This window comes from Dyella acidiphila, assembly GCF_014863405.1.
In the GTDB taxonomy this organism is placed as follows: Bacteria; Pseudomonadota; Gammaproteobacteria; order Xanthomonadales; family Rhodanobacteraceae; genus Dyella_B; species Dyella_B acidiphila.
The window spans coordinates 66317-80090 of record NZ_JACZZA010000001.1; the positions used below are offsets into that span (position 1 = coordinate 66317).

The 13774-nt window shown below is 65.1% G+C and carries 13 protein-coding genes; 7 read left to right on the forward strand and 6 right to left on the reverse strand.

Annotated elements, in window-relative coordinates; genetic code table 11:
* The first annotated feature begins 42 nt into the window (after positions 1-42).
* The 3 genes from IGX34_RS00410 (at position 43) to ptsP (ending at position 2565) form a co-directional block, all read left to right on the forward strand.
* Complete coding sequence (locus tag IGX34_RS00410) at positions 43-435, forward strand: PTS sugar transporter subunit IIA (RefSeq protein WP_192553691.1); 393 nt, start codon at positions 43-45, stop codon at positions 433-435.
* On the forward strand, positions 428-697 hold the full coding sequence (locus tag IGX34_RS00415; RefSeq protein WP_192553692.1) for an HPr family phosphocarrier protein: 270 nt from the start codon (positions 428-430) through the stop codon (positions 695-697). The genes IGX34_RS00410 and IGX34_RS00415 overlap by 8 nt, the downstream gene beginning before the upstream one ends.
* Positions 698-822: 125 nt before the next feature.
* Positions 823-2565 carry a phosphoenolpyruvate--protein phosphotransferase gene (gene ptsP, locus IGX34_RS00420; protein WP_192553693.1) on the forward strand — a complete coding sequence of 581 codons (1743 nt, stop codon included), beginning with the start codon at positions 823-825 and terminating at the stop codon, positions 2563-2565.
* Positions 2566-2645: 80 nt separating this feature from the next.
* Here ptsP and IGX34_RS00425 read toward each other — a convergent pair whose 3' ends face one another.
* Complete coding sequence (locus IGX34_RS00425) at positions 2646-3524, reverse strand: LysR substrate-binding domain-containing protein (RefSeq protein ID WP_192553694.1); 879 nt, start codon at positions 3522-3524, stop codon at positions 2646-2648.
* 92 nt (positions 3525-3616) lie between these two features.
* Here IGX34_RS00425 and IGX34_RS00430 point away from each other — a divergent pair, with 92 nt between their 5' ends.
* On the forward strand, positions 3617-4657 hold the full coding sequence (locus IGX34_RS00430) for a YeiH family protein (protein WP_192553695.1): 1041 nt from the start codon (positions 3617-3619) through the stop codon (positions 4655-4657).
* Positions 4658-4675: 18 nt separating this feature from the next.
* On the opposite strand, the gene tsaB is transcribed toward IGX34_RS00430, so the two are convergent.
* Positions 4676-5365 (reverse strand): tRNA (adenosine(37)-N6)-threonylcarbamoyltransferase complex dimerization subunit type 1 TsaB, encoded by a 690-nt coding sequence (gene tsaB / locus IGX34_RS00435; protein ID WP_192553696.1) that lies wholly within the window; start codon positions 5363-5365, stop codon positions 4676-4678.
* Positions 5366-5398: 33 nt separating this feature from the next.
* Positions 5399-6265, reverse strand: coding sequence for a hypothetical protein (locus IGX34_RS00440; RefSeq protein ID WP_192553697.1), 867 nt, complete (start codon positions 6263-6265; stop codon positions 5399-5401).
* A 385-nt stretch (positions 6266-6650) separates the two neighbouring features.
* On the opposite strand from IGX34_RS00440, the gene IGX34_RS00445 reads away from it, so the two are divergent.
* The gene (locus IGX34_RS00445) at positions 6651-9500 is read left to right on the forward strand and encodes a valine--tRNA ligase (protein ID WP_192553698.1); all 2850 of its coding nucleotides are present in this window, start codon (positions 6651-6653) and stop codon (positions 9498-9500) included.
* A 53-nt stretch (positions 9501-9553) separates the two neighbouring features.
* On the opposite strand, the gene rimI is transcribed toward IGX34_RS00445, so the two are convergent.
* Genes rimI through pssA form a run of 3 tightly spaced genes read right to left on the reverse strand, consistent with a single transcriptional unit; the run spans position 9554 to position 11276 of the window.
* Entirely contained in the window at positions 9554-10024 is a 471-nt protein-coding gene (rimI, locus tag IGX34_RS00450; RefSeq protein ID WP_192553699.1) for a ribosomal protein S18-alanine N-acetyltransferase, read from the reverse strand.
* On the reverse strand, positions 10024-10503 hold the full coding sequence (locus tag IGX34_RS00455) for a hypothetical protein (protein ID WP_192553700.1): 480 nt from the start codon (positions 10501-10503) through the stop codon (positions 10024-10026). The genes rimI and IGX34_RS00455 overlap by 1 nt, the downstream gene beginning before the upstream one ends.
* Positions 10500-11276, reverse strand: a complete 777-nt coding sequence (pssA, locus tag IGX34_RS00460) for a CDP-diacylglycerol--serine O-phosphatidyltransferase (protein WP_192553701.1) — start codon at positions 11274-11276, stop codon at positions 10500-10502. Before pssA ends, IGX34_RS00455 begins: the two co-directional genes overlap by 4 nt.
* 215 nt (positions 11277-11491) lie before the next feature.
* Here pssA and IGX34_RS00465 point away from each other — a divergent pair, with 215 nt between their 5' ends.
* Positions 11492-11944, forward strand: a complete 453-nt coding sequence (locus tag IGX34_RS00465) for a DUF4124 domain-containing protein (RefSeq protein ID WP_192553702.1) — start codon at positions 11492-11494, stop codon at positions 11942-11944.
* 83 nt (positions 11945-12027) lie between these two features.
* Positions 12028-13725 (forward strand): proline--tRNA ligase, encoded by a 1698-nt coding sequence (locus IGX34_RS00470; protein ID WP_192553703.1) that lies wholly within the window; start codon positions 12028-12030, stop codon positions 13723-13725.
* The last annotated feature ends 49 nt before the right edge of the window (positions 13726-13774 follow it).

The window sequence follows — 13774 nt, forward strand, 5'->3', positions numbered from 1 at the left end:
CTCCATGTTGTCTTTACGTAACTCAAGCGAGGCCGCCGTGTCATGAGCGTCGGTGTGCTCCTGATGACCCACGAGTCGGTCGGCCAGGCGTTGGTGAAGGCGGCGCGTCATGTGCTGCCCAAACTGCCGCTGCGGGTCGCCACGGTGGAAGTGCCTGCCCGCGCCGATCCGGATGTGATGCGCACGCTTACAGCCAAGCATGCGCGTGAACTGGATCACGGTGACGGCGTGCTGGTGTTGGCGGATCTGTACGGCGCCACGCCATGCAATATCGGCCTGTCTTTGAGTGCGGTCGGGGTAAGGCTGCGCTGCGTATCCGGTTTGAACCTGCCCATGCTGCTGCGCGTGCTCAATTACGCCGACAAGCCGCTGGATGAACTTGCGGAAATCGCGGCCAGCGGCGGTCGCGGGGGAATCTTCATAGACCATGCTTGAAAAAGAAATCGTCGTCTCCAACAAATTGGGCTTGCACGCCCGCGCATCAGCCAAGCTGGTGCAACTGGTGCAAAGCTACAAATCCACCGTCTGGCTGATCAGCAAAGGTCGCGAAGTGAATGCGCAAAGCATCATGGGCGTGATGATGCTGGCTGCCGGCATCGGTACGCCGTTGATCGTGCGCGCCGACGGTGCGGATGAATCGGCGGCGCTGGATGCCGTAGTGGATCTATTCAATCGTAAGTTTGACGAAGGGGCGTAATGCATGAGGCAGGGAACCGGGAACCGGCAACGTCAAGCAGCCGCGCGCAAGCTCGTATTGCGCCGGCAGCCTGATGCCGCCCTTTCCTCGCCCCCCGTTTTCGGCGCGTCGCGTGGAGGCTGCCCATGAGGCAGATCCTCTCCGGCACGATGGCCTCGCGCGGCATGACCCTGGGCCGCGCGCGACTGGTGCAGCCCAGTCGCTATCTGGTCGATACGCGCCCGCTCACGGAAGAAGAAATCAGTTCCGAGCTCGAGCATCTGCACACCGCGCTGGAAACCGCGCGGCAGGAACTGCGCGAATTGCGCGGCAAGCTGCACGGTGCGCTGGCGCGCGAAGTGAACGAATTCATCGACGCGCACAGCCTGCTGCTGGACGATGCCGAACTGCTGCGCGGCCTGGATGAAATGATCACCATCGGCCGCTACCGCGCCGGCGCCGCACTGAAAAAACAGCGCGACCGCCTTGCCGGTGTTTTCGGCGCGATGGACGATCCCTATCTGCGCAGCCGCATGGAAGATGTCGACCAGGTGATCGGCCGCGTCATCTCCGCCCTGCAGCGGCAGACCAGCGTCGAGGAACGCAAGCTGGCCGCGCGTGTGGGCGAGATCCTGGTGGCCGATACGCTGGCCCCGGCCGACATGGCGCATCTGGCGGGCAATGGGCTGCTCGGCGTCATCACCAGTTCCGGCAGCCCCTATTCGCATAGCGCAATCCTGGCGCGCAGCCTCAACCTGCCGATGCTGGTGGGCACGCGCGATGCGCTGGCGACCATCCACGACGACGACCTGATCCTGCTCGACACCGAGCACGGCGAAGCCGTGGTGCATCCCACCGCACAGGACCTGGCCCGCTATCGCTCGTGGCAGCGCGAGGCCGCCGCGGAAGGACGCCGGCTGGCCAGCCTCGCCAATGCGCCCACGCAAACGCGCGATGGCATCAGCGTGCATCTGCTGGCGAATGCCGAATCGGCCAGCGATGTCGCCCTCGCGCGCTCGCGCGGCGCCGATGGCGTAGGCCTGTATCGCACCGAATTTCTGTTTCTGCGTCACAAAGGGCTGCCGTCGGAAGACGAGCAGTTCATTGCCTATCGCGACGTGGTGCTCGGCATGGGCGGCGCGCCGGTCACCATCCGCACGCTCGACCTGGGCGCGGACAAGGCCGATGCCGCCGGCCTGGTGATCCGTGGCGAAGAAAATCCCGCGCTGGGCGTGCGTGGCGTGCGTCTTTCGCTGCGCCATCCGGCGGTATTCACCACCCAGATCCGCGCCATCCTGCGCGCCGCCTGCTATGGCCCGGTGCGCGTGCTGGTGCCGATGGTGACGCAGCCGGACGAACTGATCGCAGTACGCACGCTGTTCAAGCTGGCGCGGCAAGAGCTCAAGCGCGAAAACATCGACCTGCCGGAAAAGCTGGCGCTGGGCGCGATGATCGAAGTGCCCGCGGCGGCGATCAATGTGCGCGCGCTGCTCGAACACGCGGATTTCCTGGCCATCGGCACCAACGACCTGGCGCAGTACGTGCTCGCCGCCGATCGCGGCAACGACGCGCTGGAAAACATTTACAACCCGCTGCAGCCGGCGCTGCTGCGCTTGCTGTCGCACGTGATTTCCGCCGGACGGCGCGCCGGCAAGCCAGTGAGCCTGTGCGGCGAAATCGGCGGCGACGTGAACTTCACTGCGCTATTGCTGGCCCTGGGCCTGAATGAATTCAGCATGCACCCGAGCAAGATCCTGCATGTGCGCGATCGACTGGCGGCGCTGGACCATGCCTTGTTGCGTGCGCATGCGCCGAAGCTGATTCGGGCACGCACGCATGAAGAAGCCGAAGAGCTGCTGGCCTCGATCTCCAATACTTGCGGTCACTGACTTCGCGCTCGCCACGCGTGCTTGGTTGCGTTGGTGAGAGATCGTTGGGTTACCCCCGGATCAAGTCCGGGGTAACCCACCTACGACACCGAGAGCAAAAATGCTTCCAGCGCGGCGCCACGATATTTCTCCCGGTGCAGCAGGATGGAAAGCTTGCGCTGCAGATCCAGGAACGGTGTTTTCAACGCTGCCAGGCGGCCGGTAGCCAGCGCATCGGTCACCGCCACTTCCGGCAGACAGGCAATGCCCAGCCCGGCCGTCACCGCCTGCTTGATCGCCTCGATCTGATCGAGCTCCATCACTGTTTCGCCCGGCGGTAGCTGCGCCAGCGCGCGTTCGCTGGTGGTGCGCGTGGCCGAACCGGGCTCGCGCAATACCCAGCGTGCGCCGGCAAAATGTTCCGGCTGCAGATGGCGTTGTTTGGCCAAGGGATGGTCGGGCCGCGCGCACACCACCAGCTTGTCGTCGCGCCACGGACGCATCTCGATCAGCGGATGGGTTACCGGGCCCTCCACACAGCCCACGTCCAGGCTGTGATCGAGCACCGCCGCCGCGATATCGCCGGTATTGGCCACGCGCAGGCGGATCGCCACCTGCGGATGGCTGCGCACGAAATCCCCCAGCAATTCGCCGACGCGATAGTTGCCGACGGTATTGCTGGCGCCGATGCGCAGGTCGCCCGCCAGCGATTCCAGCTTGCCGCTGGCGCGGCGCCCGAACTCGGCGTGCCGCTCCAGCAGTTCCTGCGCCAGCGGCAGCAGCTCGCGCCCGCGGGCGTTCAGGCGCAGCCGGCCGCGCTCGCGGTCGAACACGGGCGCATCGAGCTGCCGCTCCATTTCGGCCAGGGCCATGCTGGCGGCGGGTTGGGTGAGGTGCAGGCTCTCCGCCGCGGCCCGCACACTGCCGTGCAAGGCGATCTGCACGAAAACCTCGAGCTGGCGCAAGCTGACGTTAAGCATCAGCTTAGTTTATATAGTTGATTAGATATTTCAAATTTTCCTAATAGGAGGCGACGCGGACAATAGGCGCATTCCCCAGTGAGGTGGCGCTCATGCACGCTACTACCACCCTCCCCTCGACCCATTCCCATCCCGCCACCCGCCTGGCCGGCCTGCTGCTGGCGCTCGGCATCGCGGCCGTCGCCTGGCTGCTCGGCCGCGTCGTTCCGCTGATCGGCGGCCCCGTGTTCGGCATCCTGCTCGGCATCGCGGTACGCAATCTGTTTACCCTGCCGAATGCCGTCAATCCGGGCATCCAGTTCGCCAGCAAGCAAGTACTGCAGTGGTCGATCATCGCGCTGGGTTTCGGCCTCAGCCTGACCCAGGTGGCCAAGACCGGCCTGGAGTCGCTGTCGGTAACCCTGGTGACCATGACCACCGCCTTTGTTACCGCGCTGGTGCTCGGGCGCCTGCTGAAGGTGCACGACAAGCTGCAGATCCTGATCGGCGTAGGCACCGCCATCTGCGGCGGCTCGGCGATTGCCGCGGTGACACCGATCATCAAGCCGGACGATCACGACACCGCCTTCGCCATCTCCACCATCTTCCTGTTCAACGTGGTGGCGGTGCTGCTGTTCCCCTTGCTCGGCCATCTGCTGCACCTGTCGGATCTGGGCTTTGGCATGTGGGCGGGCACGGCGATCAACGACACCTCCTCGGTGGTCGCGGCCGGCTACAGCTACAGCAAGGCGGCCGGCGATTTCGCCACCATCGTGAAGCTGACGCGCGCCACGCTGATCATCCCGATCTGCCTGATCCTGGCGATTGCCGTGGCCGTGCGCGAAAAACGCGCCGCCAGGCACGCCGGCACGGCCAGCGATTTCAGCCTGGGCCGCATCTTTCCCTGGTTCATCCTGTGGTTCCTGGTCGCTTCGGCGCTACGCACGGCCGGTTTCGTGCCGGTAGCGATCCAGCCGGCGCTGCACCTGGCAGCGGAATTCATGATCATCGTGGCGCTCACCGCCATCGGCCTGTCTGCCAACCTGCGCAAGATGGCCTCGACCGGTGCACGGCCGATCCTGCTGGGGCTGGGGGTATGGGCCGCGGTATCGATCAGCAGTCTGCTGGTGCAGATGGCGATCGGGCAGATGTAACGCGGCGGCGCTCGTGCTTTACGAGCGCCCCTGTTCGGCCAGGGTCAGCGCAACTTTGTCGCGCAGATAGACCGGCAACGCATGTTCGGGCGCCTGCGCCTTGCCCGCCTTGAACTCGCTCACCGCCAACGTTGCGATGTGGCGCGCCTGCGGATAGCAGGCACCGTCAGCCGAACGCGGTGCAGCGCCCAGCCGACCGATCAGTGCCTGGGCGTAAGTGGCCCAGCCACTGCCGACTACGTTCCACGCCGCCGCTGGCGGCAGCAGCAGCGATTCGGCAGTGCAGACGCGCTCCTCATCCAGCGCAAGCAGGCCACCGTTGCCGTCGCGGCGATAGCTGGCCGCATAGATTTCGCCCATGCGCGCATCGATCACCGCCAGGATGGCCGCATCGTCTTCCGGTGCCTCCAGGGCCAGCGCCGCCAGCGAGGACACTGTCACCACCGGCAGATCGAGCGCCATCGCCATGCCCTGCGCCAGCGACACCGCCAAACGCACGCCGGTAAACGCACCGGGGCCGCGGCCGACGGCGATCGCATCCAACGCATGCTTGCCGAGGCCGGCCTCGGCAAGCAGCTCATCCGCCATCGGCAGCACGCGCTCGGCATGCCGGCGCGGCGCCAGTTCGCTGCGCGCCACCACGGTTTCGCCGTGGACCAGGGCAACGGAGCAGGATTCGGTAGCGGTTTCGATGGCGAGCAGGTTCATGCCGGCATTCTAACGGCCGCCATCGCCACGCCGTCAGTAACGCTTGGCCTTGGGGTTGTAATAGCTGGTATCGGTGGCATCCAGCAGCCGCTGCATGGCCGGCCCCGGGTGCCTGAAACCGTAGGCGGCGAGCACTTCTTTCTTGCCTGGAATGTCGTACTGCCCGGTGACGCCTTCCATCGGCGTCCCATCGGTAGGCACCTCCGGCGGCCGCGGCAGTTGTTCCGGCCAATGCTGGGCGTGCAGGGTCAGCGGCGGACACCAGTGGCGATTATTCGGATGCACCGGCTCGCGCTCGGTAATCGGCACCACCGCACGCTTGCCGAAGGTCTGCACGAAGGCCTGGTAGAAATCGTATTCGAGCGTGTTCTCGATGGTCGGCTCGATGCCGTCCAGCATGGCGAAGAAACGCGGATCGTTGCGTGCAATGAAGAACTGGGTGGACAGGGTCTGCTTGCGCTTTACGCCGAAGTCGCTGCCCATCGCATTGAGCACCTTGGCCACGCCCAGCTTGGCCTTGGCGAAGGGATGCTGCTGGCGGCGCCATTGCGTGCGCTGGTCGGTGCTCCAGGTGGAAGCCGCCAGAAACGCCTTGGGCTGGCGATCGAGGCGCTCGATATAGCGCCGGATGATGTCCTGGTCGAACACCCAGGTATCGGCCTCGACATGCACCAGGTATTGCGGGTTGTAGATCTCCGCCGCCGCCCGGCAGGACTGCCGCAGCAGATTCAGTGCGCCATAGATGATGGTGCGCGGCTGGCAGCGCACCAGCACGTCTTCCATATGCGGCTGATAGCCGGGATCGGAGCAGGCATGCACGATCAGCCAGGGCTCGGCATAGTTGAGCTTGATGATCTCCTGATTGATCCGCGCGCAATCGGGGCGCTCATGGTTGGTCATGCAGATGACCGCCTTGGGCCGCGTCGCCGTGGCCGCCGGCCGTGGCGGCCCCGCGGTTGCGATGTCTACTTCGTTGCGCTCTTCCATCCCCACCCGTTATCTCGCTCAATGTCCCGCCGGTGGAAAAATATAGCGGGATTTCCGTACGTCCAGCTGAATTTTCCAAGCAGCAAGAACCTTCGGGCAGCACTGCCGCCGGACGGACAAGCGGGTATGCGTGCACCGCCTCACCCGTCAGCCCAAGCCGGGCGAGGCACCACGCCACAGGCGCAACAGCCTGAGTTTCCCGCCTTTTTTTGGCAAGCCGCCGCTCCGCTCCGTACAATGCAGGTTTTCTTGCCCAGATACCGCGCACCCGCTCCGGTGCGCCACTGCGAGTCCCCGAATGGAAAAGAGTTTCGAACCCCGCCCGATCGAATCGAAGTGGTATTCCCGCTGGGAAGCCGGCGGCCAGTTCAAAGCCGACGCGTCCCGGCCCGCGGGGCACGGCCAACCCTATTGCATCCTGCTGCCGCCGCCGAACGTCACCGGCACCCTGCACATGGGCCACGCCTTCCAGCAGACGGTGATGGACATGCTGATCCGCTACCAGCGCATGCGCGGCATGAACACGCTGTGGCAGGTGGGTACCGACCACGCCGGCATCGCCACGCAGAAGATCGTGGAGAACCAGCTCGCACTCGAACACAAGACGCGCCACGACCTCGGCCGCGAACCCTTCGTCGAGCGCGTATGGCAGTGGAAGGAAGAATCCGGCTCCACCATCACCAACCAGATGCGCCGCCTGGGCGTGGCCGCCGACTGGTCGCGCGAACGCTTCACCATGGACGAAGGCCTGTCCGCCGCCGTGCGCAAGGTGTTCGTGGAGTGGTACCGCGCCGGCCTGATCTATCGCGGCAACCGCCTGGTGAACTGGGATCCGGTGCTGGGCACGGCCGTGTCCGACCTGGAAGTGAACATGGAGGAGCGCGATGGCCACATGTGGCACATCCTCTATCCCTTCAGCGACGGCCCCGGCCACGACGCAGACGGCCATCCGCTGCGCGGCATGCATATCGCCACCACCCGCCCGGAAACCATGCTGGCCGATGGCGCGCTCGCCGTGCATCCGGATGACGAACGCTACAAGCACCTGGTCGGCAAGTACGTCGACCTGCCGCTGTGCGATCGCCGCATTCCGATCATTGCGGACGATTTCGTCGATCCCGCCTTCGGCTCCGGCTGCGTGAAAATCACCGGCGCGCACGACTTCAACGACTACGCCTGCGCCAAGCGCCATGGCATCGAGATGATCACGATCATGACGCTCGACGCCAAGATGAATGACAACGCGCCGGTGAAATACCGCGGCCTGGATCGCTATGCCGCGCGCAAGGTGATCGTGGCCGACCTGGAAGCACTGGGCCTGCTGGAAAAAATCGTCTCGCACAAGCATCAGGTGCCGGTGGGCGATCGTTCCGGCGCGGTGATCGAGCCGATGCTCACCGACCAGTGGTTCGTCGATCTCACCAGCGAAAAAGGCCGCCAGGCAATCACCGAACCGGCACTCGATGCGGTGCGCTCGGGCGAGATCAGGTTCGTGCCGGAAAACTGGAGCACCACCTATACGCAGTGGCTGGAAAACATCCAGGACTGGTGCATCAGCCGCCAGCTGTGGTGGGGGCATCGCATCCCGGCGTGGTACGACGAGGCCGGCAATATTTTCGTGGGCGAAGACGAAGCCGATGCCCGCGCCAACGCAGCCAGCACTGTCGTAGGCGCACTGAAGCAGGACGAGGATGTGCTCGACACCTGGTTCAGCTCCGCACTGTGGCCGTTCTCCACGCTCGGCTGGCCGGCCCAAGGCCCGGTCAAGAACGAGCGCGGCGACGTAGTCGCCAACTGGCAGACCGACCAGATCTTCCTGCCCAGCGCCGTGCTGGTCACCGGCTTCGACATCATCTTCTTCTGGGTCGCGCGCATGGTGATGGCGACCAAGTACTTCACCGGCCAGGTGCCGTTCCGCGAGGTGTACATCAACGCCATCGTGCGCGACGCCGAAGGCCAGAAGATGTCCAAGTCCAAGGGCAATACGCTGGATCCGCTGGACTTGATCGACGGCATCGAGCTGGAACTGCTGGTAGAGAAATCGACCAGGTCGTTGCTGATTCCGCAGGTGCGCGAAAAAGTCGAAAAGCGTATTCGCAAGGATTACCCCAGCGGCATTCCCGCGATCGGTACCGATGCGCTGCGCTTCACCTTCGCCGCGCTGGCCAGCTATAGCCGCACCATCAACTTCGACATCAAGCGTGCCGAAGGCTACAAGGCGTTCTGCAACAAGCTGTGGAACGCAGCGCGCTTCGTGCTGATGAATCTGCCGGAAGGCGAACTGCCGGCACCGGCCGGCGCACCGGCGACGGAAGCGGAGCGCTGGATCCTCACCCGCCTGAAGCAGACGCTGGGCGAAGTGGAGCAGCATTTCGTCACCTATCGCTTCGATCTGCTGGCACAGGCGCTGTACGAGTTCGTGTGGAACGAGTATTGCGACTGGTTCCTGGAGCTGTCCAAGCCGGCACTCAATGGCGACGATGCGATCGCTGCCACATCCACCCGCCATACCTTGCTGGTGGTGCTGGAAACGGTATTGCGCGCACTGCATCCAATCGTGCCCTTCATCACCGAAGAGATCTGGCAGTCGGTAGCGCCGAAGCTCGGCATCAAGGCCGACGGCATCCTGCAGCGCCCGTGGCCGGATGCCGGTGAAATTCCGGCTGACGAAGCGGCCACCGCCGAGGTCGAGTGGTTCAAGAACGTGCTCAGCGGCATCCGCCGCATTCGCGCGGAAATGAACATCGCCCCCGGCAAGACCATTCCGCTGCTGCTGGCCGATGGCGATGCCAGCGATCGTGCGCGTGCGGCCAAGTTCGCCGCGCAGATCAGCTTCCTGGCCCGCGTGGAGGCGCCGCAGTGGATCGACTCCGGCAGCGACGAACCCGCCGCCGCAGCCGCCGTGGTCGGTTCGCTGCGCGTGCTGATTCCGCTGGCCGGGCTGATCGATCTGGGCGCGGAGAAAACTCGCCTCGCCAAGGAGATCGGCAAGATCGAAGGCGAGCTCAAGAAGTGCGAGAACAAGCTGAGCAATGCCAACTTTGTCGCCAATGCACCGGCCGAAGTGGTGGCGCAGGAGCGTCAGCGCATTGCCGACTGGAGCGCGCAGCTTGCGACCATGCGCGAGCAGTTGCAGAAGCTTGGTTGAAACATGCTCTGCTCCCTCTCCCCGCAGGGGAGAGGGAAAAGCGCCGCACCACGTTACGATCCGGGAAATTCCAGCGCCATCACGATCGCTTCCTCGCGCCCGCCATGCGCAGGGTAATAATGCGGCCGGCGGCCGATCTCGCGAAAACCCATCGACACATACAACTGCTGCGCATTCGGATTGGATGGCCGCACTTCCAAGAACACGCGCTCGGCGCCGTTCCAGCGTGCGATATCCAGCAGGCGCTTCATCAAATGGCGCCCGAAGCCCTGCCCGCGCTGCGCAGGATCGATGCATACGTTGAGAATGTGCGCCTCGCCGGCACCGGTCGACAGGATGCCGTAGCCGATCACCTGGCTATCCATGCACAGCACCCAGGACGGATGGCCGGCTTTCAGGCAATCGCCAAAAATGCCCTGGGTCCAGGGGAAATCGTAGGAAGCTTTTTCCAGTTCGCTGACGCGGACGAGATCCTCGCGACGCATGGCGCGCATCTCCAGTGCGGGACGCGCCACTGCCACCATCAGCGTGCGGCTCCCGCCTGCAGGGCGCGGCGCACGCTGCGCAGCGCCTGCCACAAGCGGCGCTTGGCCGCCGCCTGGCCCAGCACGTCGGCCGGCGCGTCGGCCAGCACGATATGCGCATCGCGCATCACCGCTGCCGGCAGCGCGCGTCCCAGCGTATGCGCCTGCGCCTGGCCGAACACCAGATAAGCCTGCGCATGCGGCACCTGCAGGGCGTCGTCGGCACTCGCCTCGATGCGCGCCGCGCGCGCCAGCTGCGGACCGAAGGCATACAGCGCACGCCCGAGCAGATCGAGCTCGCGCACCGAACAACCTTTCGGCACCACCACCACCACGTCGGCATGCGCCAGTGGCTCGGCGTCAGCTACGGTCGCGACCGGCGCTGCCGTGGTTGCCGCCATTCGGCGCTGCCACGGCACTACACCCAGCGCATGCAGCAGGCGGCTGCGATGGGCAGAGCTGGCTGCCAGCACGCTCATGCCGTGCCACGGCGCGGACGCTTGCGGCGCGTAGCCAGCCCCCACAGCGTCAACACCGGTCCGGACAGCAGATACAGCGTGAACACGCCCAGCAGCACGCGCGGCGGATCGACAAAGAACGGCACCAGCACCAGCACGCCGATCAGGATCCACAGGAACGGCACCTTGTCGCCCATCGGCAGCGACTTGAAGCTGTAGTAGCGGAAGCGGCTGACCATCAGCAGGCCCACGATCACCGCCATGAACGGCGTGAACACGTCGAGCTGGTCGCCGGCGATGCCGAAGTTGTCCATGCTCCACACGAACGACATGCACACCGCCGCCGCGGCCGGACTGGCCAGGCCCTGGAAATAGCGCTTGTCGATCACCGCCACCTGGGTGTTGAAGCGCGCCAGGCGCAAGGCGGCGCAGGCGGCATAGATGAAAGCGGCGGCCCAACCGATCTTGCCGCCCAGCGGCCCGTACTCGCGCAGGCTCGACAACGACCAGTTGTACATCACCAGCGACGGCGCCAGGCCGAAGCTCACCAGGTCCGACAGCGAGTCGTATTGCACGCCGAACTCGCTCTGGGTATTGGTCAGGCGCGCCACGCGCCCGTCCATGCCGTCCAGCAGGGCGGCCACGAACACGGCAATCGCCGCATCGGTGAAACGGCCGCCGATGCTGACCACAATGGCGTAGAAACCGGCGAACATCGCACCGGTGGTGAACAGGTTGGGTAACAGGTAGATACCGGGATGCCGCGGCGCCCGGACTGGCGTGGTATCGCTCATGAATCCATCCGTGACGGGATGCGCGAAGTGTAGCAGGGGCACCGCAAAACGCCCTCGGCCGCCGCCCTGGCGCCGGCCGCCCCGGTCGGCTGGGCCCCGCGGAACGTGCAAGAAAGCACGTTATCGATATTTCCATGCAGCCAAGGCTTGTGGTCCGCCCTGCACCAGTTGTTAACTAGTGCTTCACCTCGATTCCGCCTGCCCGGAGCTTGCCCATGCGTCGCCTGTCCATCGCCCTTGCGTTGTTGCTGGTCGCGCCGCTGGCCACGGCCCAGGTTTACAAGTGGACCGATGCACAGGGCACCACCCATTACTCGGAAAGCCCGCCGCCGGTGGGGACCAAGTACAGTCAGGTCACCGTCAGCGGTGCCGACCAGCCGGTCTCGGCGCCATCCGGCAGCGATGCCGCGGCACCCGCGCCGAGTTCGTCCGGCACCGCCCAGAACAGCGACGGCGCACCGGCCGGGATGATGGTCGACAACCCGGCCAACCGCGCCAAGCTCTGCGCCACCCTCAAGAACAGCATCAACACCTTGCAGGGCGCCGCGCCGGTGGTCATGCAGGGCTCGGGCGGCCAGCAGCAGCTGCTAAATCCCGACCAGCGCAAGCAGCAGCTCGACGCCAGCCAGTCGCAGTTCCAGCAGTACTGCAGCAACAGCAGCAGCTGATCGATCCGGAGTTCGCCGTTCCACTCGGGATGGGGGCGCCGGCCCAGCTATAATCGCGTCTTTTAACGCCGGATTCGCCGCACATGCGCCTCAGCCAATTCCACCTGGCCACCGTCAAGGAAGTCCCCGCCGATGCCGAAATCGCCAGCCATCGGCTGATGATTCGCGCGGGCATGATCCGCAAGCTTGCCTCCGGCCTGTACACCTGGTCGCCGCTTGGCCTGCGCGTGCTGCGCAAGGTGGAGCACATCGTGCGCGAGGAAATGAATCGCGCCGGCGCGATCGAAATGCTGATGCCTTCGGTGCAGCCGCGCGAGCTGTGGGAAGAAACCGGTCGCTGGGAAAAATTCGGCGGCCAGCTGCTGAAGATCAAGGACCGCAAGGAGCAGGAATTCTGCTACGGCCCCACCCACGAGGAAGTGGTGACCGACTTTGCGCGCAATGAGCTGAAGAGCTACAAGCAGCTGCCGGTCAATTTCTACCAGATCCAGACCAAGTTCCGCGACGAAATCCGCCCGCGCTTCGGCGTGATGCGCGCGCGCGAATTCCTGATGAAGGATGCCTACTCCTTCCATCTCAACCAGGAATCGCTGAGCGAAACCTACGAGGTGATGTACCAGGCCTACGCGCGCATCTTCACCCGCCTGGGCCTGAAGTTCCGCGCCGTGCAGGCCGACACCGGCGCCATCGGCGGCAACGCCAGCCACGAATTCCAGGTGCTGGCCGACTCGGGCGAAGACGCCATCGCCTTCTCCGACGGTTCGGACTACGCCGCCAATATCGAAAAAGCCGAAGCGCTTGCGCCCACCACGGCTCGCCCCGCCCCCGCAGCCAGCCTGCAGCGCGTGGATACGCCGCGCGTGCGCACGGTCGAAGACGTCACCCGGCATTTCGGCATCGCGGCCGAGCACGTGCTGAAAACCGTGCTGGTGCGCGGCAAGGACGGCCTGGTAGCGCTGTGCCTGCGCGGCGATCACGAGATCAACGAAGTGAAGGCCGCCAAGCTGGCCGAGCTGCCGGACGAATCGGTACTGGCCAGCGAGGAAGAAATTCTCGCCGCGGTCGGCAGCCGCCCCGGCTTTATCGGTCCGGTCGGCCTGCCCGATTCGATTCCGGTGATCGTCGATCGCAGCGCCGCGATGCTGGCCGACTTTGTCTGCGGCGGCAACGCCAACGACACCCATTACACCGGCGCCAACTGGGAACGCGATGCACGCATCACGCGCGTGGAAGATCTGCGCAAGGTGATGGCGGGCGATGCGTCGCCCGACGGCAAGGGCACGTTGCATATGGCGCGCGGCATCGAAGTGGGCCACGTGTTCCAGCTGGGCAGCAAGTACGCTGAGGCGCTCGGCGCCAGCGTGGTGGACGATCAGGGCAAGCAGCAGGTGATGCTGATGGGCTGCTATGGCATCGGCGTCAGCCGCATCGTGGCCGCCGCGATCGAGCAGCGCCATGACGATGCCGGCATCATCTGGCCGGAGCCGATGGCGCCCTGGCGTGTGGCCTTGTGCGTGATCAACCCGAAGAACGCACCCGACGTGAATGCGGCGGCCGAATCGCTTTACAACGAGCTGACTGCGCGCGGCATCGAGACGGTGTGGGACGACCGCGGCCTGCGCCCCGGCGCGATGTTCGCCGATATGGAATTGATCGGCATTCCGCATCGCGTGGTAGTAAGCGAGCGTGGACTGGCCGCCGGCACCCTGGAATACCGTGCCCGCGACGCCGCCGAAAGCACCGCCATTACGCGCGAAGGGCTGTTCGACATACTGGCTTGAATTCGTTTCATTCGTAACAAAAAAGGCCGCGCAATGCGGCCTTTTTGCG